Below are 22,519 nucleotides of genomic sequence, written 5' to 3' on the forward strand. Positions count from 1 at the left end.
TTCAGGGCAATCAGAACAAATAAGGAATGAATAATTGAATTTAGCTTGCCGGGTTTTTCCGGATTTTGTTTTTAATGCTTAAATTGGGTCAAAAATAGGCTATGTATAAAACAATACTTTGGGTGTTTCTGGCCATAATCGGCATTTCATGTACTACTTCCAACAATTTATCCCGTCGGCAGCCTTTTGCCCGCATGATAGACACCTCAGAAGTGTTTGCCCATAATTTTACCGGAATGGCCATTTATGACCCGACCGCGAAGAAAGCTATTTTTGAAAGAAATGCCGACAGGTATTTTACACCTGCCTCTAATACCAAGTTATTTACTTTTTATGCCTGCCTTAAAACGCTGGGCGATTCTATTCCGGCCTTGCGATACACCATTAATAAAGACTCACTGATTTTCTGGGGAACCGGAGACCCGACTTTTTTTCATCATGATTTAAAAAGCACAAAGGCTTTCAACTTCCTGAAAAGCCAGAAGGGTACAAAAAACCTGTTTTTTTCAGATGGTAATTTTACCAATCAGCCTATGGGGGAAGGCTGGGCCTGGGACGACTACAATGATTATTATTCTGCCGAAATTTATGGGTTACCCATGTATGGCAATGTGATACGTGTGAGTATTGATAAAGGTACCTTTGCCCCGCAACCTGCTATTTTTAGTAATAGTTTCTACAGAAAAGATGAGGGTAGCAGCATTAAACGTATCCAGACCGATAATATATTTGTTTTGCCGAAATCTACTTTGCAAAAAAACAACTATAAAACAGATATACCCTTTAAAACCTCTTCGGCACTTACCCAGCAATTGCTGATGGACACGCTCAGAAAAAATGTAAGCCTGCTGCATGTTCCGGTGCCGAAAGATGCCAGAACTATTTACAGTATGGCCTCTGAAGATGTATACCGGTTGATGATGCAAGAGAGCGATAATATGCTGGCCGAACACCTGCTGCTGCTGTGTGGCGCTGTATTGAAGGATTCGCTGAACACGGCATTTGCAATAAAATCTGTTACCGAAAAGCACCTGCAGGACTTGCCCGATGCGCCAAAGTGGGTTGATGGTTCGGGGTTGTCCAGGTACAATCTTTTCACACCCCGGTCTATCGTAAAGCTGCTTGAAAAAATAAGCGCTGAAATGCCTCAGGAAAAACTCTATACTATTTTACCGGCCGGCGGGCAAACAGGTACACTCAAAAACGTATTTAAATCTACAGGAAAGCCTTTTATTTTTGCCAAAACCGGCACCTTGGGTGGCGTTTATAACCTTAGTGGGTATCTGGTTACTAAAAAGGGCAAAACCCTGATTGTAAGCCTGATGAATAATAATTTCAACCTGCCGGCTTCTAAAATACGGCGTGAGGCAGAAAAAGTACTTACATGGGTTTATGAACTCTATTGATTATTTTACTTCGGCATAATATTCTTTGTCAAATATTCTGTAATAGAGCCAGGCGGGTACCTTATCAAAGTAAGGTTGCATGTCATTAAACGTAGGTCTTTGCGAGGCATGCAACAACATGGCTTGCTTTTTAAATTCACCTACGGTACTAATCCTGACAGCCATTGCAGGTGTTGGCAAGGTGATGTTTTTGCTGAAATTCTTCTTAAAGCTGGCCGAAATCTTCTTAGCGGTTGCTATCATAGGTGCGGGCAATGTAACCTGGTAAAGCCTTGTGGGAGAAAAGCCGTTTGTGCCTTTATCTGCCAGAAAAACCTCTTTGGTATATTGCGCCATAAGGCGGTGGTCCGGGTGGCCGTATAAACCAATTACATCATCATAAGTAATTAAAACAGTAGGCTGGTAAAGGGTTATTTTCTGGCGGATTATCTTTTTTAATGAATCAGCCGGAATATCTTTAATGCCACCATCAGGGTAATTGAGTATTTCCTGATGAGCCACACCTAATAGCTGTCCTACAGCCTGCAGTTCTTTCTCTCTGATGTCAGCCAGTGCTATTTTCTTTTTTATGGGGTCGGTTTCATTCACCGTGCCGTTACTGTTGCCTGCTTCGCCATGTGTAAAAGTAATCAGGCTGGTTTCTATGCCCTGTTTATTCAATAATTTCAGGGTTCCGGCACAGGTAATTTCGTCGTCAGGGTGAGGGAATATAAACATCACCTTTTCTCCGGTAAAACCATCGGACAATGGAACAGAATCATCCTGCAACTGGCCTCTTAAATAGAGGAAGCCGCCGGCCAGAATAATAATAATAGCTATCAGGCTGAATAGAATTACTTTTTTCATAAACAAATGGTGAAACATTGGTTAAAGTCTGCCACTAAGCTAGGAAGATAACGCTGGTTTTTCAATCATATAGCCTATTTTTGTGCGCACCTTTTAAGGTTATCAGTAAACTCATTACCCCATGAACCGAAACATAGAAGCACTTTACAACATTGCCCAAAAGCAGGAACGAACCATTATCGGTCTGATGTCAGGCACCTCAATGGATGGTCTGGATATTGCGCTTTGCAGATTCAGAAAAAGTGGGGGAGAAACCGAAATTGAACTGGTAGATTTTGATACCATTAGTTTTGCCGAAGATATAAAAGACGAAATAAGAAAGGTATTTGCCAAAAAGGAAATTGATTTCCAGCAATTGTGTGTGCTAAACCCCTGGATTGGTAACTTACATGGGCAATTGGTGAATGATTTTCTGGCCAGCAGGGGCATCAGACCCAACGAAGTAGATGTTATAGCCAGCCACGGACAAACCGTTTTTCATGCACCTAAAATTCTGCATGGCCTGGCTAAATTCCCGAACGCTACCCTGCAGATTGGAGATGGTGACCATCTGGCCGTTAAGACAGGTATTATTACCTTGTCAGACTTCCGCCAGAAACATTGTGCTGCCGGGGGTGAAGGCGCTCCTCTGGCTGTTTATGGCGACTACCTGATTTTCTCGAAGCGCGGCGAAAACCGCTTATTGCTCAATATGGGGGGTATAGCCAATTTTACCTATCTGGCCGGAAACCTGGATGCCAACGAGGTTTTTGCTACTGATACCGGCCCGGGTAACACCATAATAGACGCCTACATGAAGAGGTTTTTCAACCTGGCTTATGACAAAGACGCACAGATGGCGAGCGAAGGCACAGTGAATGAGGCACTGTTGCAAGCGCTAAAACAGGATGATTTCTTTGGTAAAGGTTTTCCAAAAACCACAGGGCCAGAGTTGTTCAATCTCGGCTATCTGGCCAATGCGCAACAAAAAGCCGGTGCAGCCCATTTATCGCATGCCGACATACTGGCTACTTTGTGCCGTTTTTCTGCTGATACCATTGCCGGGGCTATTCTAAAATTAGTAGCGCAATTGCCTCAGTACAAAGCAAATCCGGCCTCGTTCAAGATTTACGGTAGTGGGGGCGGGGTACATAATCCGTTGATTATGCAATCGCTGAAAGAGTTACTACCTGCTTTTGAGTTCTACAAAACTGATGACCTGGGGATATCAGGCGATGCCAAGGAGGCGGTGCTATTTGCCACCCTTGCCAATGAAGCGCTTGTGGGTGGCAGAACCGATTTCGGCGCAAGAAAAGGTGTACCGGGTGTATCTATGGGCAAAGTTTCTTTTCCGAATTAATAAGCAAAAAAAAGGCAAAAAAATAGCCACAGTTTGGTGTTTACTGCGGCTATTCGTATTTAAAAGGCAGATTTACGCTGAATTTCTACTGGCGTTGATGTTGCCGAACAAAGAGCGGGTAACCATTTTTTCGTAAACCAGCCTTAATTGTTCGTCTGTTGTTTCTTCTATTTTTTGTAGTGCATATTGCTGAATAGTGAGCAGGGGCAATACTATATGTTCGCGGTAATCGATAGACAATTTGCTTAGCCTTTCATTGGCCATCAGGCTTTGTTCGCCTGACACCCGCAGCATATTGGCAACAGTAAGCTTATATTCATCGTAAAGTATCTGCCAGAAATTGCCATATTCAGGGTCATTTTTCATATAGTAAGTCAACGGAAAATAGGTTTTGGTAAGTGCCATCATGCTATTTTCAATCAGCGTCTTAAAATACAAAGAGTTTTTATACAAAGTCTTGAGGTCTTCAAGGCGGCCTTCGTCTATCACTTTCTGCAGGGCCGAACCAAAACCGAAATATCCCGGCACGTTCTGCTTCAACTGGCTCCAGGACCCAACAAACGGTATGGCGCGCAGGTCTGATAACGTGAGTTGCTTGCCCGAACTTCTTTTACTCGGGCGGCTGCCTATATTGGTAAGGCCGTAATATTTCAACGGACTTTTGTTTTCAAGATAAGGTACAAACAATGGGTGAGCCTTGAGCTCAAAATATTTTTTCACGCCTACGTCGGCCAGCTCATCAATCAGGCTGCGTTCATAGTCGTTAATTACTGAGGCGTCGTCCTGAAAAACATCATTGATGATACCCGCCGATAGCAACTGCTCAAAGTTGTACATTGCCTGCGACCGCGAACCATACATAGACGTAATGGTTTGTCCCTGAATGGTAATCTGAATCTCGTTATTGGCAATGGTCGGGCCTTGCGAAGCATAGAACTGGTGGGTTTTACCACCGCCACGTGCAGGCGGGCCGCCGCGGCCGTCAAAGAATATCACTTCTACTTCATTCTTGTTCGATATGGCGGTTAGTTTCTCTTTGGCCTGATAAATCTCCCAGTTGGCTTTTACATAACCACCGTCTTTGGTACCATCAGAAAACCCAAGCATGATTGACTGCTGCTTGCTGCGGTGTTCGAGATGCTTTTTGTAGAACGGTAACTGGTAAAGCGTCGACATCGTGTTTTCTGAGCTGTCGAGCCCCTCAATGGTTTCAAACAAAGGTAAAACATCCACATTGATTTCCTCAGCCTTGTAGCCGCAGAAACGGAAAAGCGCCAGTACTTCCAACACTGAGAAAACAGAGGTGGAGTTGCTGATAATGTATCGATGGCAGGCTTTTTCGCCGTTAAGGGTCTGTATCTCCTTAATCACTTTTACGGTCTTGAAGGTGTCTTTCACAAGTGCATCTTCAAAGTCGTCTTCATTTATATCCAGTTTATACTCGGTCAGGAAGCTGAGTTTTTCATCAAAATTCCATTCGGCATAAGGCTTGGCAGATATACCATATTTCTGGTTTATCTGCTCCATTACATTTTCATGTATGCTGCTGTCCTGGCGGATATCCAGGCTGGCAAAGTGCAGGCCAAACAGCTTTACCTGCTGAATAAAGCGGTCTAGTAAATCAAGAAACAGGCCTTTATGTTGGGTTATCAGTATTTGCCTTACCTCGTCTAACGACGCAAGCAGTTCCTGCAATGTCAAGTCATTTTTAAGGCCGTTCATATTGGTATAAATGCGGTTGCTGATGGCTGTGAGCAATGGCATTACCCCTTTAAATGTTAAACGGCGGCAAATAATTTTGAAATCGTTATAATAGCATTTCAGGATGCTGGTTCTCAGTTCTGTCGAAACCTTTTTGGATATTTCGGCCGTCACAAAAGGGTTGCCGTCGCGGTCGCCGCCCGGCCAGAAACCCAACTCAAGCACAGGCTTGAAGCCCTGGCTGTTATTATTATTCTGAAAATAGGTGTTCAGTTTTTCGTGTATCTCACCTATTACCTGATAATACACATGGCGCAGGTAAAATATAATACTTTGTGCTTCTTCAAGCGGGGTTGGTTTTTTATCGTTAATAAAAGGCGTTTTGCCCAGCTGTTGCAGCAGCGAGTCAATGCCGTTAATATCATTTTTAGGAATAAGCTGTTCAAGGTCTTGAATAATTCGCAGTACACTGCTGGGGTAAAACTGCGTAGGGTGTGCCGTAAAAACTATACGTACTTTAAAGTTCTGTAGTTTTTTCTGAACTTCATCCAGCTTGTTTTGTTGTACGGCCAGTTCAAGTGTGCTTTGTAAAGTACCTTTGCCATTGAGCGGATATAGCTTTTCAAAGGCTGAGTCTTCTACACTGTCAAAAAGTACCACCTGCCGTTCTATATAAGTTATGAACCTGAACAAAAGGTCAATTTTTTCCTTTTCTTCTTTGATAGAGGTATATTGCCTGAAAAACGTGTCGATGATTTCTTTAGGTTCTTTGCCTTCTTCAAAACCGGCCTCTGACATATCGTGCAGAAAAGGCATTAATTGACCAATTTTAGTCATCTTGTCATAAGGCAACCTTGAAAAAAGCGTATTAAATACAAGGTATTTATTATGAATTTCCTGTGTAAAAATCGAATCAATAGAATTTCCCAGCATTTTTTTACTAGTATTAATGTTTTGAATGAGCAAACTACGTAAAAATCTACTGTATTTTGATTGTTTAGCCGAATAAAGTTTGGCTTTTCTTGAAAAAGTTAAAATATTTCAAAAGATAAATCAATTCTTTTGAAAGCCATTTCTTTTTCGGTAGCAGTAATCGTTAAATTCAGTATTTTTACTTTTCAAAGGTAGATATAAACACAACACAACCCGTAGGTATTAATTTTTTTAATGCATGGAGTACCCGATTTACATGGATTACAACGCTACCACACCTCTGGCCCCTGAGGTGCTAGACGCCATGTTGCCGTATCTTACCAGCCATTTTGGCAATGCCGCCAGTCGTTTTCATGCTTATGGCTGGAAAGCAGCCGAGGCAGTAACTGCCGCGCGGCGGCAGGTAGCTGGCTTAATAGGTGCAACAGAAAAAGAAATGGTGTTTACCAGTGGGGCAACAGAATCGGTTAATCTGGCTATTAAAGGCGTTTATGAGGCTTTTAGCGCAAATGGGGGGCATATCATAACAGTTGAAACCGAGCATAAGGCGGTATTGGATACCTGCGCCCATCTAGAGAAATCTGGTGCAGACATTACGTATCTGCCTGTAGATAAAGAAGGCAATATTGATTTAGAAAACCTCGAAAGGTGTATCAGACCCGATACAATTCTGATTTCTGTAATGGCCGCCAATAGCGAAACGGGGGTCTTGCAACCGCTAAAAACAATAGCGCAGATAGCCCACCGGCATCAGGCGTTGTTTCATACCGATGCAACCCAGGCAGTGGGTAAACTGCCAATAAATGTAATGGATGACCAAATTGATTTGCTGAGCCTGTCGGCACATAAGTTTTACGGGCCAAAGGGGGTAGGTGCGCTATATGTCAGAAAGAACCTGAATATCATTGCCCAGCAGGATGGGGGCAGGCATGAACGCGGCTTGCGTTCGGGTACACTTAATGTAGCAGGTATAGTGGGTTTGGGCGCAGCTGCTGAACTTTGCCAACGGGATATACATGAAGAAAACGAGCGCCTTGCCGGGTTAAGAAATAAACTTGAAGAAGGAATATTAAACCAGCTGCCGGAGGCCGGAATCAATGGCAACAGGGCTAATCGCCTGCCTAATACCACCAACATCAGATTTGGCCGGATTGATGGCGAGCAATTGCTGATGAGCCTCAACGAAATTGCTGTTTCTAATGGCTCGGCTTGTAATTCAGCCTCAACAGAACCTTCTTATGTGCTGAAAGCCATGGGGCTTGACGATGACACCGCCTACGGCTCAGTTCGGTTTAGTCTCGGAAGAAACACCACTGCCGAAGATGTTGCTTTGGGTATCAGTCATGTATGTGAGGTGGTAGGCAGAATGAAGCGCGTGGGAGTTTATGATTGAATGAGTATCTAAGCCCCGGAACTTAAAAGACCGGTAATGATTTGAAATCAAAGAATCCACAGGGTAATTGACAATAGAGTCATGGAAGACAAAAAAAGAGAATTTATGCAGAAAGCCATCCAATTATCGTTGATTGGCAGCCAGGCGGGTGTTGGGCAGGGCCCCTTTGGGGCAGTAATAGTGAAAGATGGCCAGATAATAGGGCAGGGGCATAATCAGGTTGTTGCCACCAACGACCCTACCGCACATGCCGAGGTTATGGCCATAAGAGATGCCTGCAAAAACCTGGGGACTTTCGACTTAAGCAATTGCGAAATTTATACTTCATGTGAGCCATGCCCCATGTGCCTGAGCGCCATTTACTGGGCTCGGCTTGGTAAAATTTATTTTGGTAATACACGTAATGATGCCGCCGAAATTGGTTTCGATGACGCATTCTTGTACCATGAAATACCGCTTCCGTTAGAACAACGGAAGATACCCATAGAAGCAATGAGCAGAGACGAAGCGCATGTTGCCTTTGAGCTTTGGGCAAACAAAGAAGATAAAATAGCCTATTAAATTACGGATATGCCTTTTTTTAGGATATATATGAAAGAGATTAAGCAGATTGTTGAGGCCTATCAGAAAATAGACTTTAGTAAGAATAAAGCCGCTTTGGCAACCGTGGTGCGGGTAGAGGGGTCTTCATATCGGCGAACCGGTGCAAGAATGCTGGTGATGGAGTCTGGCGAATGGATTGGGGGTATCAGCGGTGGATGTCTGGAAGGGGATGCACTCAAAAAAGCCCGGCTGGTAATGCTGCAAAATAAAGCTACGCTGATAACTTATGATACTACCGACGACGACCCCTACCAGATAGGCGTCGGGTTGGGTTGTAATGGCATAATTGATGTGTTGATAAGTCCGCTCGACCCACGAAATGAGCAAAATGCTGTTTTGCAGCTAAGCAGTTGCCTCAACCAACGCACACCCAATGTTATTGTAACCGTAACAGATGTTAAAAAACCGAATCTGCAAGAAGCGGAAATTGAATTGGGGCAGGTTTTCAGGTATGACAACCCAGACCACTTCAACAGCAGCTTCACTCTGGACACCATCAAAGCAGATGTGGTTCATGAAATAGAAACGGCACTTTTAAACACCAAATCAGTTTCTAAAACCTATGTTTTAGCATCAGAGGCAACAATAAGTTTATTTATTGAAGTGGTGCCACCACCCGTACACCTCTATGTGTTTGGAAGTAACTACGATGTTTATCCAATGGTGCGCATAGCCAAAGAGCTGGGTTGGAAAGTAACGGTTATCTGTAATCCGGCCAGAATGCATCCGTCTCTTTTTGCAACTGCCGACGCCGTAATGCCCAAGAATCACATGCCGGTTGTAGATAGATTCACCGCGGCTATTTCTATGTGCCATGATTACGAGACCGACTACGCTAATCTGCAAACCCTGCTTAATACCGGTATTTCTTACATTGGTTTGCTGGGCCCTAAAAAGCGTACAATAAAAATGTATGCACGTATGGTAGAAGAGGGTAAGGCCATTACCACTGAAGACGAAGAACGCATATTTAGCCCCGTAGGGCTGGATATAGGCGCTAGCACGCCAGAAGAGATTGCCCTTGCTGTATGTGCCGAAATACGCACAAATTTCAGCGGAAGAGACGCCGGAAAACTGAAATTCAGAAATAAACCTATTTACGAGACTTAAAATTTGCTTTTTTGTAAAATCTGAAATATTATTGTCCCCTGATTACCCCTACCCGGTTAACCTTAACCCTTTATAATTTTGCTATTGAGTTAGAATAAGCTACTGCTGATTGATCAGATGCTTTGGCTTTTGAAAAAACCGTCTTCATGTCACCCAGGTTTGTTTCATTACATGGGATAGTTGTTCTATTAACTGTCCTGTTCTTTCAGTTCTTGCCCGTACCGGAAATGCTTTCCTGGGAAGAGCTTTTGCTGTCTAAATTTTTGAATCAGGCGCCAACTTTGCTTTGCCTGGGGTACTTTCTATTTCACAGAAAAAGAGTTCATGACAGCCTCAGTTATTTTTTGTTGATTGCCTTTCTGTTTCTTGAAATCCTGGTCGAAATCTATTATTATTTTGTATCAACCGGTTCTTTGTTTGTTGCTAATCTTATCAATGATATTTTGGCCTTTGTGGTATTGTTTGTGCTATATAACCAGCAGCGTTTGCGTCTAAGGGCGTCTGGTATTTACAACAAAAAGCTGGGTTATGTTATTTTTGCGTGCTTTATAGTTGCATTAGGCTTTAGTTTTTCTTTGTCAAAGGCGTATAAAATCTATTTTTCGTCCGAAAAACTAATATTTTTCTTAATAATGGTTGAGATGGCTCTTAACATCATTACTGTGGGCATCAGCTTTTATGTAAACGGGCCTTTAAGCCGCAACCGATACAGGCTGGCAGTTGGTACAATAGCCATTGTTACCTTAAAAATTTATTTATACCTGAGCCGCTTCGTTTTTGAAGTTTATCCGGCATTTGCGTTCACTATCGGAAAAATTATTTTCTCAATGGGTATTTTGCTGATTGCCGATAGTATTATGCGCAAATGTATGGTTAAAAAAAATGCTCCTGTTTTTATTCCCCGCTAAAAAAGCCTTGCTTCAGCCTGCTGATTGGTAGCTTTTTTCTTCTTTGGCCAATTGTATGGCCTTAAATCATTCTAAAAAGCAAATATTGAATTAAGTTTGCATCGCCCTGTGTTTTTTTTTACCATTCAGGTATTTACTTATTAATAGTTTCAGAAAACAGGCTGTTGAACCGGGCAATTAAACAACAGATAAACCTGTAAAAGCCAGCAGATATGATAACAGTTGAACAGGCTGAATCAATAATATTGAGTCAGGCAATAACACCACAGGTAGAAAAATTAGCAATTGAAGACGCCACAGGAAGAATACTGGCTGAAGATTTTTATGCCGACCGCGATTTTCCTCCTTTTAACAGAGTATCTATGGACGGCATTGCATTGGCTTTTAAGCAGATAGTTGCCGGTCAGGTTAGTTTTCGTATTGAAAGCACGGCAGCCGCAGGTAAGCCACAGGTAATGTTGCAAAACCCGATGAATTGCATAGAAGTAATGACGGGCGCTATATTGCCCGATGGAACCGATACGGTTATCAGATACGAGGATGTGACCATTAATGACAGCCTGGCAACCATAAATGTTATACCGGCAGAACAGGGCCTGAGCATACATAAACAGGGTGCAGACAAGAAAAAGCAAGATAAGCTCGTAAAAACAGGTACCAGAATTACACCAGCAGAAATTGGAATAGCTGCCACTATTGGTAAACATGAAATACTGGTGCAGAAAAAGCCAAGAGCAGTTTTAATTGCCACCGGAGAAGAGATTATACCTGTTACTGAAACCCCGTTACCGCACCAGATACGAACCTCTAACAGTTATGCTTTACAGGCTTGCCTTAAAACCTGGGGCGTACTTGCCGACATCGTTTTATTGCCTGACAACCAGGAAACTATAGAGCAGAAGATTAAGGAGTTTCTGGATACTTACGATGTGCTGGTTCTGAGTGGAGGGGTATCGGCCGGTAAATTTGATTTTGTACCTGCTGCTTTAGAAAACCAGGGGGTGCATAAACTTTTTCATAAAGTGGCGCAAAGACCGGGCAAGCCATTCTGGTTTGGCGTGAAAGACACAAAGGTAGTTTTTGCTTTACCGGGTAATCCGGTTTCTACTTTTATGTGTTTGCACCGGTATATTAAACCCTGGCTTGATGTGTCGCAGGGGATGCCGCTTAAGCCCGAGCTGGCAGAGCTGTCGGAAGATTTTGAAGTAAATTTCCCACTGACTTTTTTTATGCAGGTGCGCCTGATACAAGAACCCGGCGGCATTGTAAAAGCAATACCAGTAGCAGGAAATGGCTCCGGCGACCTCACCAGTCTGATAGAAGCAGACGCGTTTATGGAGCTGCCCAGGGGTAAAGGAGTTTTCAGAAAAGGCGAACTTTACCCAGTCTGGCGGTACAGGCAATAAAATTCGTTTTGGGTACCAGCATTAAAAAACCGTTTACTCAAATTAGAAGTTGTTACCACGCAAATACAAAACTTTTTGACCGGCTGATAAGTTTAGTGTTTGTCGGCGCAGGCTGGCAGCTTACTGCTTAAAAACCGGAAGGATTACATTTACCTGAAATCTTTAATTGCTATAAACAGGCTTCAGCCTTTCTTTTTTTAGCATTTTTCAATAATTTTGAACAAAAATCTGTGGGAAAGTGAAAAATCTAAGAGAAACCATAACCAGAGTGCCTGTTGTACCGCCAAAGGCCAATCGTGAAGAACGCAAAGAACAGTTGCAGGAATCCATAGATAAATATTTAGGTGCCATTGAAACCCAGATAGGAGACCTTAAAAAAGTAGGTAAAAATGCTTTGGTTATCGGTGGAATCATTGTGGCCGTATATGCAGTTACCGAGCTACTTTTACCTGCCGGGAAAAAGACTATCGAAGACCACGAGCCACTGCCTGAGCCAGAACCTGAAAAAGCCGGCGATTCTATGTTATGGGCTGCCATGAAAGGTGCTGCTACCTCTATTCTGTTAGCTGTTGCAAAAGAAAAATTACTGGAATTGATAGATCACCTCACAACTAAAGATGCCGAAGCAACTTCTTGATAAAATATTAAATCTTAATCACCTCAAAAAAAAGGCTTTAGCTGTTTTGCTTGATCCTGACAAGGTGGAGATTGCTACATTTAATCGATTTTTATACAGCTGCGTAGAAAACCGGGTTGATTTCTTTTTTGTGGGCGGTAGCCTCATTACGAATCAGATGATGGCTGAAATGATTGCCGTCATCCGCCAGCAAACCAATATTCCTGTTGTAATATTCCCTGGCAATAGCCTGCATATTGAGCCATCTGCCGATGGCATTCTGTTACTTTCGTTGATTTCAGGCCGCAACCCGGACTACCTGATTGGCCAGCATGTGATTTCGGCCCCCTTACTGAAACACAGTGGGCTTGAAATACTGCCAACCGGCTATATACTGGTAGACAGCGGCCGGCAAACAACGGTTTCTTATATCAGCAATACAACGCCCATTCCGCACGACAAAGCAGATATTGCCGCCTGTACAGCCATAGCCGGAGAAATGCTTGGCCTGCGCCTTATTTATCTTGACGGTGGCAGCGGGGCCATTAATCCGGTATCTGCTAAAATGATTCGCATGGTAAGAGAAAACATCGCTGCGCCACTTATTGTGGGCGGTGGTATTAACTCTGCCCAAAAAGCCCATGATGCCTTAGAAGCCGGTGCTGACATCATCGTAATAGGCAATGCATTTGAGAAAAACCCTGCCTTATTGCCCGAAATAGCAGAGGTGGTTCTATCTTTCAATTTAATAACCGCTTAGTGAAAATCAATCAGGTTTATCTGGGGCTTGGGTCAAATCTTGGTAACAGACAAGAGAATCTTAATATGGCCCGTTTGCAAATTTCCCAAAACGTAGGTTCTATTATTGCGCAGTCTGCCATTTATGAGACAGCTGCCTGGGGGCTAAAAGAGCAGAACGATTTTCTGAATCAGGTAATTTGTGTTTCCACAACGTTACCACCGCTTGAGGTACTTGCAGCCGTTTTAGCTGTTGAGCTGGCGATGGGAAGAAAGAGAGACCTTAAATGGGGGGCAAGGTTAATTGATATTGATGTGCTGTATTACAACAACGAAATTATACAGCTGCCTGAGCTGGTTGTGCCGCATCCGTTTATTCAGGAACGACGATTTGTGCTGGCTCCTCTTGCCGAAATTGCCAGGGCTCTTCTGCATCCTCAACTTCAGCTAAGTAATGCACAATTGTTAGAGATATGTGCAGATACCAGCGAGGTCAGGAAAAAACAATAGCCGCAACAAGCCGTTGCAGCTATGTTTCTTATTATTTATTCCTTTACTAATTAATTCTCCATTCTCCGTCTTTATAGAAGTCCAGAATTTTTTGTTGTAGCAGTACTTCGTATTTCGCCTGAACCAGGTTGCTTCTGGCACGGTCATAATTTACTTTAGCCAGTACGTATTCTACCGAATTAACAGTTCCGGCACTGATTCTGCTTTCGGCGGCTTTTACATTCTGCTCGTTAATGGCTACCTGCTCAGTAGCTACCTTGTATCTTTCAGAGGCCGCATCAAAAGACTGGAACGATTGCTCAATAGCCTGGCGCAATTGAAGTTTAGCCGTATTTAAATTATTTTCTGTCAGTTGTTGTTGCACTCTGGCGGCTGCTACCCTTGGTCTGTTTTGCAAACCACCAAAAATAGGCACACTCAGGTTTAATGACAACGAACCATTACGCGTACCGTTTATCTGCTTTATATATGTTTCGGCTTTATTGGATGTAGAATAAAAAGCGCCATAATTGGCCGATAGCGTTAAGCTGGGTATAACATTGGCCTTTGTTGCTTTTATGAGGTTGTTGAAGCTTTTCAACTGTAATTCAGCCCTTTTTACTGACGGGAAACTGTTAATCGATTGCTCGTATAATTGATTAACAAAGTTATCATCTGTTTTGTAAATGTTTACCTCATCATTAATAGGCTCAAATCTTACATTGTTTGAGGGGGTCTGGTTCATCAGCTGAAATAAAGCCAGCCTGTTAGTTTTTAATGTGTTGCGAGTGGTTACAAGTGCAAATTCATCATTAGCCAGCTGAGATTTTATCTGGAAATATTCTGTTTGGCCCAACACTCCGGCATCAACAAGCTTGGTTATACGCTCAAGCTGGGCTTTAGATGTTTCTACCTGCTGCAGCGCTACTTCAAGCAGCTCCTGCGACGCCAGCACCTGCAAATATGCCTGCATCAAATTAATAGTAATCATATTACGGCTGGCCTCAATACCTTTCTGGCCGGCCTCTTTCAGCAATATGTTCTGTTGTATCTGATTCTTTATCTGAAATCCGTTAAACAAAGCTATTGAAGCGTCAATCCCAAAGCCATTGGTGCTGTATAGCTCTTCAATGTAGGCGTTTGTAAAACGGTCAATACTTCTACCCAGGCGTACGTCCTGGCCTATGCCAAAACCTATTCTTGGATACGCCAGTGACCTCACCCTTTGTAGTTCCACATTGGCTGCTTCAGCTTGTATCTGGCTTTCGCGATAAGTAAGGTTGTTCTTTATGGCTATGTCCAGGCATTCTTTCAGGGTTAGCCGGGTTTGTGCACTAACACCCGAGAGGCACATCGAAAACGAAAAAAGCAGTACGTATTTGCGTAAATTGTTCATTGTATTTTTTCTATCACTAATTTCAAAACAAGGGTTGTGTTAATCAATCCAGCCGTCTTTAAGCCTGATAACTCTATTACCATAGGTAGCGTTTTCTTCTGAGTGAGTTACCTGTACTATGGTTACGCCGTCTTTTTCGTTCAGTTCTTTAAACAGCTCCATAATTTGTTTGGCTTGTTCAGAATGCAGGTTTCCGGTAGGTTCATCGGCAAAAATTATCTTGGGTTCGGCCACAATGGCTCTTGCAATACCTACCAACTGTTGTTGTCCGCCTGATAACTGTGTCGGGAAAAGGTCTTTTTTAGCTACCATATTAAAGCGGTCTAATACGTCGGCTACTCTGCTTTTACGTTCCGAGCCAGACTGCCCTTTGTATAAAAGCGGGGTTTCTATGTTTTCATAAACCGTAAGTTCGTCAATGAGATGATACGCCTGAAACACAAACCCAATGCTGGTACGGTGTAATTCGGTGCGTTTTTTTTCTGAAAGTTTCTGTACCGGCATATCCTCAAACAAATACTCGCCTTCTGATGCTTCTTCAAGCAAACCCAGAATATGCAGCAAAGTTGATTTTCCAGAACCTGAAGGCCCCATGATAGATACAAATTCGCCCTGATTGATGGTCAGGTTAATATTTCTCAGCACATAAGTTTTCCCGAAACCCGCAGGGTAATATTTAGATATGTTTTTTAATTGAATCATTTTTGATTGAATTGATTAGTTCTGGTTGTTAAGATACTGTATCCTGGCCGATTTTCCGGTTTCACTCTTCTATAACTGTTTGCCAAAGTTTATGCCATTAAATTTAAATGTCTTATAGTAAGCCATTTAAGATGTTTTTGTAAAATAAAAATGTCCGAAAACGGACAGGATTTGTACGCCTTCGGACAAGGGGTTGGGTTCTTTGATTACTAAGGTCAGTTGATGTATTTCTTCCCGTTTGAGTACTTCATATCAATACCCGAGCGGAACCTGGTGTTATCAAAATTACCAGAGTCTTTAAATTCAGTATATTTAAAATCGGCATTGTTATTAAAGGTTGAACCTTTAAATGTAACGCGTTCGTTAAAATTGGCATATTTAAAGTCGGCATAGTTTCTGAAGTCTGCGCTAAAAAAATCGGCATCATACTTAAAGTCAGAATACTTGAAGTTGGCGTATTCGCCGAATCTGCAATTAGCAAAGTTTGATTCTTTCTTAAAGCCTGCATATTTAAAATTGGCTTCTTTCTGAAACTTGGTTCCGGCAAAAGAGGCTTTGTCGGCAAAATCAGAATATTTAAACTCGCTTTTTGCTTCAAAAGTACAGTTTTCTATGGTTACACTCCGTTCAAAGTCTGTTGTAGAGGTGGCACCTTCCCCAATGCTCCATGAGGTGTTGCCCCATTTACCACCTTTTTCATTTTCAGAGTTTTTGTAAGCAATGAAATCGTTTTTAAAAACGCAGTTTCTGAAAGTTATGGGTACTTCAACATAGCTTTTATACTCTTCGTATCCTTTGCTTTTTTTGATTCTCTTTTTGTTTGATAGCTCTGTCAGGTCCAGGTTACCGGTTATGGTTACACCTTCATAATTAACAGCTTTGCCCTGGTCTATGGCTTCGAAAATTGTTTTGGCCGAAACCTCTTTTTGTGCAATGGCAGAGCCGCCAATTCCGGCACATAAAAGAAAGATGAATAGTTTTTTCATGTTTTATCGGTATTAAGTAATAAATTTTATGATTTAATTCCGGATTTGCTTAATCATTAATACTGATGCTGCCAGAATTGGCATCCATTGTTACGGGTATTCCGCCACCGTTAACCGAACCTCTTACACGGTCTTTTTCGATACGACCATTGAAGTTTCTTATTTCTGGGATACGCACGCGGTTAGCATCCAAATCAAGGTTCATGCCTTTATCCAGCGGCATTCTTACCGTAATACTTCCTGCACTGGTTGATAACGACAAGTATTTACCTAATGATTTGATGTCGGCATGTATACCGCCACCACTGGTAGATGCTTTTACACTGGCAGTAATGTCTTCAAGATGTATAGAGCCACCTGAAGTTGAAGTAATGAACTCTCCACCGATTTCCTCTGCTCTGATACCCCCACCACTGGTAGAAGCTTTTACCATGCCGTTCAGCCTTTTTAGGCGAAGACCCCCGCCAGACGTAACAAGTCTGATATCGCCTTTGCAATTAGTAGCGTCAATGCCACCACCACTGGTGCTTACGTCAATGTTATCGCGGCTGTCGGTAATATCAATACCACCGCCTGATGTTCTGCCTTTAATATTACCACCCAGATTATATAGTTTCAGGCCACCACCGCTGGTAGAAAAACTCAGGTTGCCGGTAAGGTCTTTAAGGGTTATACCACCACCGCTGGTTTGCAGGTCTGTTGAGATTTTTTCAGGCGAGTAAATTTTGAATGAAATATTCAACGATTTTTTCCAGTTGTTCCAGCCACTATCATTTTTTCTTCTGGCTACGCAGTAAATGGTGCTGCCTTCTTTTTTTACACTTAGTTCGTATTCTCTTAGTCTTTCCTCAATTTCAGATTTACTTAACGAGCTCCCGTTCCAGTTATTAGGTTTTACGTATATTTCAACACGGGCTTCGCTGCCTTCCTGGCCGATAACGGTAATACTACCGCCGGAGGTTCGAACATTAACATTCTGAATTTCGGCCGAGCGATACGTTTTTACAAAATATGGTGATTCTTTGTCCTGAGCATACGAAATGCTGATAGCAGATAATGCTGTTACAAACAATAAGCGTAGTTTTTTCATAATTATGTATAGTTAGAAAATGATAATTTGATACAGTTTACCTTAAGATGCAGAAAAATAAAGGCAAGTTGCGTAAATAAGACAATTTTTTTTTGATGGTTCATTTACGGGGTCACTTCTGGCTTTGGTTTAAAAACAAACGGGCAGAATCACACCTGCGATTCTGCCCGTTTGTTGGGTGTCTTCTACCTGTTATTTGGTTGAACCCAGCAGTTCATAGAACTGGTTCAATTTTGGCATCAGAATAATTCTGGTTCTGCGGTTGGTAGAGCGCCCTTCTGCCGTATCATTGCTTGTCAGCATATTGTATTCGCCACGGCCGGCTGCAATCAGTTTATTAGGGTCTACCTTAAACTGGCCTTGTAGTGTTCTTACTACAGAAGTGGCCCTTTTTACGCTCAGATCCCAGTTGTCGGTAATACAATCATTTTTAATAGAAACGTTGTCTGTGTAGCCCTCAACCATTACTTCAAGTTCTGGTCTTGACTGCACTATCTGTGCAATTTTACCCAGCACTACGTTTGCTCTTGGGGTAATTTTATAGCTTCCGCTGTTAAACAACATTTTGTCAGAGATGTTAATCATCACCACTGTTTTATCAACCTTTACTTCAATGTCTTTATCTTCAATACCGTCTTTCAGCACGCTGGTCAGGTTAACGGCTAAGGCCAGATTAATTGAGTCGGTCTTGGTTCTGGCAGCATGAAGCCGGTTGATGTACAGGTCTTTTTGTTGCATTTGCGACAGCGTGTTGTCAATGTTAGCATTCGCGGCCCTTGATAACACCGTCAGGTCGCCCACTTGTTCCAATTGTCTGTCGCGCAGTTTTTTCAGGTCTTCCAGTTGGTCTTTCATGTAGCTAAGCTGTTGGTCGCGCTGCTGAATAGCGCTTTGCGAAGCCATATTCTGGTTTTCGGCATTTCTTGTAGCGGCGGCCAGGCGGTCTTTATAGTCTTGCACTTCGTCGCCACATTTTACCAGATTAGACTGCGAGCGATCATATTCATTTTGCAGGGCAACATATTTCTTTTTTGTTACGCACGAAGCCAGCGAAGTGGCTGCAAAAAGGATAATCAGGGGTTTTACTAAAACTTTCATGAGATTGCGTGTTTTAATATTACATATTTACGGCCGGAAGGATTTAGATATGTGATGTTGTGCTTCCGATGCCTTGATTGGATAGAAGTGCAAAAAAGTATGCCAACAGATGTATAAACGTGTCATGATTGACCATTAAAAACAATGCAGAATACACGAAAATGAGGTTTTAAAAGGTAGAAGAGCTCCATATACTTATTCCTTAAAATGGAGAAGCAGTAAGCTGCGTAGGGGAAAAAAATACTCAAAAATGGAGAGAGGCTATTATACTGAACGCGCATGGTTCAACATAATAGCCTCCTGCATATAATCAATAGACCTGCAAAATAAGCTGATATTAACTTTTTAAAAGAAACCCCTCATCTACTCACATTCACCTTCTTCACCACAGCATTTCCGTTTTCTTGTTCCAAAACAATCAAATAGGTGCCAGTAGAAAAGCCAGTAAAATCAATGGTATGCGTATCCTGCTTAACAGTAGACTTACCAACTAATCGCCCTGCTGCATCTATCAGTTTATAGGTAAACAGCCTGGCAGATTTCAGATAGACCTTATCGGCAGTCGGGTTGGGGTACATTTGTATGTAAGGAGTATGTTCTTCATTGGCCAATAACACAGGTTGAAAAACAGCCGAGATAGGGCTTTCACACCCTTTATCAAACACCTTCACCTGATAACTGCCCAATTGAGTGAATTGGATTTTAGGGCTGGTTTGAGACAACTCACCACCATTAAAATACCACTTATTTCCGCTGGCGGCACTGGATACCAAACTATCATTCGATTGTTTAATACTAGGCTGCGGAATAACTACTTCGGTAATGGTTATGGTATTGGCCGACATCGCCGAGCAACCTTTGGTGTTGGTGACTTTTAGTTTGTATATGCCTGCGGAGGTGGGGGTATAAGCTTCTTTGGTTGCCTCTGCAATGCCAGTATTATTTTTAAACCACAAATAGCTGTTTTCTTTGGCCGCAGTAGTTAAACTAACGGTTGCACCGGTACAAATCTGGGTACCGGAAGGCGATAATATGGTGGGCGCCAGCGGCTTGGCATTTTTTCTGATTTCAAACAAATCTGTTGATGCCGAACATCCGGCATTATCAAAAACACGTAGTATATACTTGTTTTCCTGGGTTACTACCAGCTTTGGTTCATAAGAAAATGTGTTGTCGGCAGAGGCCCAGATATAGCTAAATGGGGCAATACCCCCGGTAATGACAGGCTCCAGCACGGTTGAATCTTGTTCGCAAAACTCTTTACTGCCTGTTATTGCCGTTATTTGCAGGTTAGATGTACTCACTACGGTTATGGTAAACTTTAAACTGGGCGCACTCTGGCAGGTCTCATTATTGATGGTTTGCTGGCATACGGCACTATAACTGGTAGTGGCAGTTGGGGCAACCCAAAGCGTATCACCCGTATCACCGGTAGACCATACCACCGTGCCTTCGCAGCCCAGCGCTCTTAATGAGGTCTGCGTGCCCTGGCAAATGATTCTTTTATCAGTTGTTACAAAAGGCGACGTTTCATTTACTATTTTCAGTGTTACCGATCTCGATAAGGCTTCGCAATTTCCTTGCGTCACCTCCAGTCGGTAATTGCCATTAATAGAAGTGGTATAGGCACTGTCTGTGGCCGATGTTAAGGCAAAGTTGCCTCTGTACCACTGAATTGAAATATCTGTGAGAAGCGCCATGTGCTTAAACGAAACTTTGCCAAACGAAGCGCCAAGGTCTATGCTGCCGTTTTGGCAAAAAGTGGCGCTATTGCCTGTAATATCAAAAGACATTTTGCAGGGCGAAGCCGGAGCTGCGAGTTTGAAAACGAGAAAATTTGGAGAAGTATTGAACGTTGTGGCATTTTTTACTGCATTTACATACAAGCCAAAGTCTGATGCCTCATGAATATCCTGAATGATATAGTGATTACGGTTGAAGTTTTTTGTCCAGAGGGTCTCATTGTTATAATTGAGCTTGAAAATGGCGTTATCTCTGACAACGAAAATCTTATCATCGCCCGAAACAGCTATTTTGCCGGAAGTATAATCAACGTTTTTCCATTGAAGCACACCTGATGAATTATACTTATACAAACCAGTATTAGTACTGAAAACACAGCCGTTATCAGATGTTCTCTCAAAATCGCTAATGGTTTCACCGGTTAAGGACTTTGTCCAGGTTGCATTGCCATTAGAAGAATTAACCAGAACCACATAGCTGATATTTGTGGTGTTATTACGGGCTAAAACATAGAAAGATGCATCGGCAGAGGGCATAATCTGATAGCTGCCAAAGATACCGGTATTTGACCAGGCCAGTGAGCCATTGGCGTTATATTTACGAACACCGTTTGAATAGGCCACAATCAACCCATCATCAGCACTGGTTTTCAGATCAGATATGTTTATAATATCTGTTAATTCAATTGTCCATTCTTCACTGCCGTCACTTTTTATCCTCTTTATTTCAGTTACAGTCGTGTTGCTGACAAATCGGTTGGTTAATAAATAGAATCCGTTTGACTGTGTTGGTGTGGCATTTTGCACCTGGTAGCTGACATTTTTTTGCCAACTTAAATTGAGGTTATCATCATATTTTCTCAGTACCCTGTCCATCAGCAAAAATACAAGAACGCCACCATCCTGCGATGCACATTGAGTCATTACCGGAGCATTTGAAGAACCCCCTTCTGCGCTGATGTATTGGTCTTTTACAATGCCATCAGCATTAAACTTGCTAATATTTGCTGAGCCGCTGTTTGAATTCTGGTATTTGATTAATGCAAATAAATGGCCAGGCCCCTTGAAAGGTGAGATGCTGCCCCCTCTTGTACCTCCGCGATAAGGTTCGGCCCATTCAACTGCCGGGGGTTGTTCCTGACTAAAACCGCAAAAGAAAGTCAGTAATAGCAAAAGCGTAGCGAGTAAATTCTTTTTCATTTTTGAGACGTCGATGGATTCCGAAAAGTAATAGAATTTTGTTTGCAAAACAACATTTTGCCTGAAACCAAAAGGATAAATTAATGCCAGCAATAATTAAAAAAATATCTGGTATATTGTATGGCAGAAATCAGACTTCACCATTTAGAGATTAGACATTTAATCCATGACGGTATCAGTAAAACAATTAATTGACAGAGCAGACTACCAGGGTTTAAAAAGCGCGCTTTCTGCCAATCCACAATTGGCAAACGAGGGCTTGCCTTACGACGAGCTGAATACAACCAAGGCACATCCGCTACACCGGATTTGTGATGGTGTTTATAACTGCAAATATTCAGACGAAGAGGGAGTAGAAATGGCCAGACTTTTTCTGGAATATGGCGCTGATGTAAACGGAGGTGAGATGATAGAAAAAAAGGACAGCCCGCTTGTTGCAGCAGCCAGCCTGCATGCAGATAAAGTGGCGATTCTTTATATAGAGCAGGGGGCAGACATTCATCATGGAGGTTGTCACGGAGGTACGGCCCTGCATTGGGCAGCCTGGTGTGGCAGAGCCACTGTAGTTGAAAGATTGATACAGGCGCAGGCAGAAATCAATAGAAGATGTATTGACTTTCAGTCGACACCGCTTTTCTGGGCCGTTCATGGTTTATATAGCAGTGATAAGAAAGATATGGATAGTTACCTGCAATGTGTTAAGCTCTTGCTTGAAGCAGGGGCAGACAAGAGCATTCCAAACAGTGGTGGGAAAACAGTTTTTGACATGATTGAAGAAGAGGATAAAGCACTAAAAGAATTGTTGAGTTGATTAATT

19 protein-coding genes are annotated in these 22,519 nt (G+C 42.5%); 11 read left to right on the forward strand and 8 right to left on the reverse strand.

Going from position 1 to position 22,519, the window contains the following annotated elements; all coding sequences use genetic code 11:
* Positions 1-101 precede the first annotated feature (101 nt).
* Positions 102-1,406: a D-alanyl-D-alanine carboxypeptidase/D-alanyl-D-alanine-endopeptidase gene (locus tag NZ848_RS11245; RefSeq protein WP_259015563.1), complete on the forward strand. Its 1,305-nt coding sequence runs from the start codon at positions 102-104 to the stop codon at positions 1,404-1,406.
* Here the strand turns inward: NZ848_RS11245 and NZ848_RS11250 are convergent, their stop codons facing one another.
* Positions 1,407-2,252 (reverse strand): PIG-L deacetylase family protein, encoded by an 846-nt coding sequence (locus NZ848_RS11250; RefSeq protein WP_259015564.1) that lies wholly within the window; start codon positions 2,250-2,252, stop codon positions 1,407-1,409.
* Between the two features lie 121 nt (positions 2,253-2,373).
* On the opposite strand from NZ848_RS11250, the gene NZ848_RS11255 reads away from it, so the two are divergent.
* A complete protein-coding gene (locus tag NZ848_RS11255) occupies positions 2,374-3,591 on the forward strand; it encodes an anhydro-N-acetylmuramic acid kinase (protein ID WP_259015565.1) in 1,218 nt (405 codons plus the stop codon).
* A 72-nt stretch (positions 3,592-3,663) separates the two neighbouring features.
* On the opposite strand, the gene NZ848_RS11260 is transcribed toward NZ848_RS11255, so the two are convergent.
* Positions 3,664-6,225, reverse strand: coding sequence for a phosphoenolpyruvate carboxylase (locus NZ848_RS11260; RefSeq protein ID WP_259015566.1), 2,562 nt, complete (start codon positions 6,223-6,225; stop codon positions 3,664-3,666).
* 238 nt (positions 6,226-6,463) lie between these two features.
* Between NZ848_RS11260 and NZ848_RS11265 the strand changes: the two genes are divergently transcribed.
* The 8 genes from NZ848_RS11265 (at position 6,464) to folK (ending at position 13,509) form a co-directional block, all read left to right on the forward strand.
* Positions 6,464-7,618 (forward strand): cysteine desulfurase family protein, encoded by a 1,155-nt coding sequence (locus tag NZ848_RS11265; RefSeq protein WP_259015567.1) that lies wholly within the window; start codon positions 6,464-6,466, stop codon positions 7,616-7,618.
* Positions 7,619-7,699: 81 nt separating this feature from the next.
* Positions 7,700-8,179 carry a nucleoside deaminase gene (locus NZ848_RS11270; protein WP_259015568.1) on the forward strand — a complete coding sequence of 160 codons (480 nt, stop codon included), beginning with the start codon at positions 7,700-7,702 and terminating at the stop codon, positions 8,177-8,179.
* Positions 8,180-8,209: 30 nt separating this feature from the next.
* Positions 8,210-9,331, forward strand: coding sequence for an XdhC family protein (locus tag NZ848_RS11275; protein ID WP_259015569.1), 1,122 nt, complete (start codon positions 8,210-8,212; stop codon positions 9,329-9,331).
* Positions 9,332-9,477: 146 nt separating this feature from the next.
* A complete protein-coding gene (locus tag NZ848_RS11280; RefSeq protein WP_259015570.1) occupies positions 9,478-10,239 on the forward strand; it encodes a hypothetical protein in 762 nt (253 codons plus the stop codon).
* Positions 10,240-10,451: 212 nt separating this feature from the next.
* Positions 10,452-11,645 (forward strand): molybdopterin molybdotransferase MoeA, encoded by a 1,194-nt coding sequence (locus tag NZ848_RS11285; protein WP_259015571.1) that lies wholly within the window; start codon positions 10,452-10,454, stop codon positions 11,643-11,645.
* A 238-nt stretch (positions 11,646-11,883) separates the two neighbouring features.
* A complete protein-coding gene (locus NZ848_RS11290) occupies positions 11,884-12,282 on the forward strand; it encodes a hypothetical protein (RefSeq protein WP_259015572.1) in 399 nt (132 codons plus the stop codon).
* Positions 12,263-13,021, forward strand: coding sequence for a geranylgeranylglyceryl/heptaprenylglyceryl phosphate synthase (locus tag NZ848_RS11295; RefSeq protein WP_259015573.1), 759 nt, complete (start codon positions 12,263-12,265; stop codon positions 13,019-13,021). The genes NZ848_RS11290 and NZ848_RS11295 overlap by 20 nt, the downstream gene beginning before the upstream one ends.
* On the forward strand, positions 13,021-13,509 hold the full coding sequence (gene folK / locus NZ848_RS11300) for a 2-amino-4-hydroxy-6-hydroxymethyldihydropteridine diphosphokinase (protein WP_259015574.1): 489 nt from the start codon (positions 13,021-13,023) through the stop codon (positions 13,507-13,509). Before NZ848_RS11295 ends, folK begins: the two co-directional genes overlap by 1 nt.
* Positions 13,510-13,555: 46 nt before the next feature.
* On the opposite strand, the gene NZ848_RS11305 is transcribed toward folK, so the two are convergent.
* The 6 genes from NZ848_RS11305 to NZ848_RS11330 form a co-directional block, all read right to left on the reverse strand.
* On the reverse strand, positions 13,556-14,884 hold the full coding sequence (locus tag NZ848_RS11305; RefSeq protein ID WP_253532594.1) for a TolC family protein: 1,329 nt from the start codon (positions 14,882-14,884) through the stop codon (positions 13,556-13,558).
* Between the two features lie 39 nt (positions 14,885-14,923).
* On the reverse strand, positions 14,924-15,586 hold the full coding sequence (locus NZ848_RS11310) for an ABC transporter ATP-binding protein (protein WP_259015575.1): 663 nt from the start codon (positions 15,584-15,586) through the stop codon (positions 14,924-14,926).
* Between the two features lie 215 nt (positions 15,587-15,801).
* Entirely contained in the window at positions 15,802-16,572 is a 771-nt protein-coding gene (locus NZ848_RS11315) for a pentapeptide repeat-containing protein (RefSeq protein WP_259015576.1), read from the reverse strand.
* Between the two features lie 49 nt (positions 16,573-16,621).
* Positions 16,622-17,662, reverse strand: a complete 1,041-nt coding sequence (locus NZ848_RS11320) for a DUF4097 family beta strand repeat-containing protein (RefSeq protein WP_259015577.1) — start codon at positions 17,660-17,662, stop codon at positions 16,622-16,624.
* 192 nt (positions 17,663-17,854) lie between these two features.
* Positions 17,855-18,760 (reverse strand): OmpA/MotB family protein, encoded by a 906-nt coding sequence (locus NZ848_RS11325; protein ID WP_259015578.1) that lies wholly within the window; start codon positions 18,758-18,760, stop codon positions 17,855-17,857.
* 359 nt (positions 18,761-19,119) lie between these two features.
* The gene (locus NZ848_RS11330) at positions 19,120-21,702 is read right to left on the reverse strand and encodes a T9SS type A sorting domain-containing protein (protein ID WP_259015579.1); all 2,583 of its coding nucleotides are present in this window, start codon (positions 21,700-21,702) and stop codon (positions 19,120-19,122) included.
* A gap of 166 nt (positions 21,703-21,868) precedes the next feature.
* On the opposite strand from NZ848_RS11330, the gene NZ848_RS11335 reads away from it, so the two are divergent.
* Positions 21,869-22,513 carry an ankyrin repeat domain-containing protein gene (locus tag NZ848_RS11335; protein WP_259015580.1) on the forward strand — a complete coding sequence of 215 codons (645 nt, stop codon included), beginning with the start codon at positions 21,869-21,871 and terminating at the stop codon, positions 22,511-22,513.
* Positions 22,514-22,519 lie beyond the last annotated feature (6 nt).

Source organism: Emticicia fluvialis (genome assembly GCF_024793945.1).
Taxonomy (GTDB): Bacteria; Bacteroidota; Bacteroidia; order Cytophagales; family Spirosomataceae; genus Emticicia; species Emticicia fluvialis.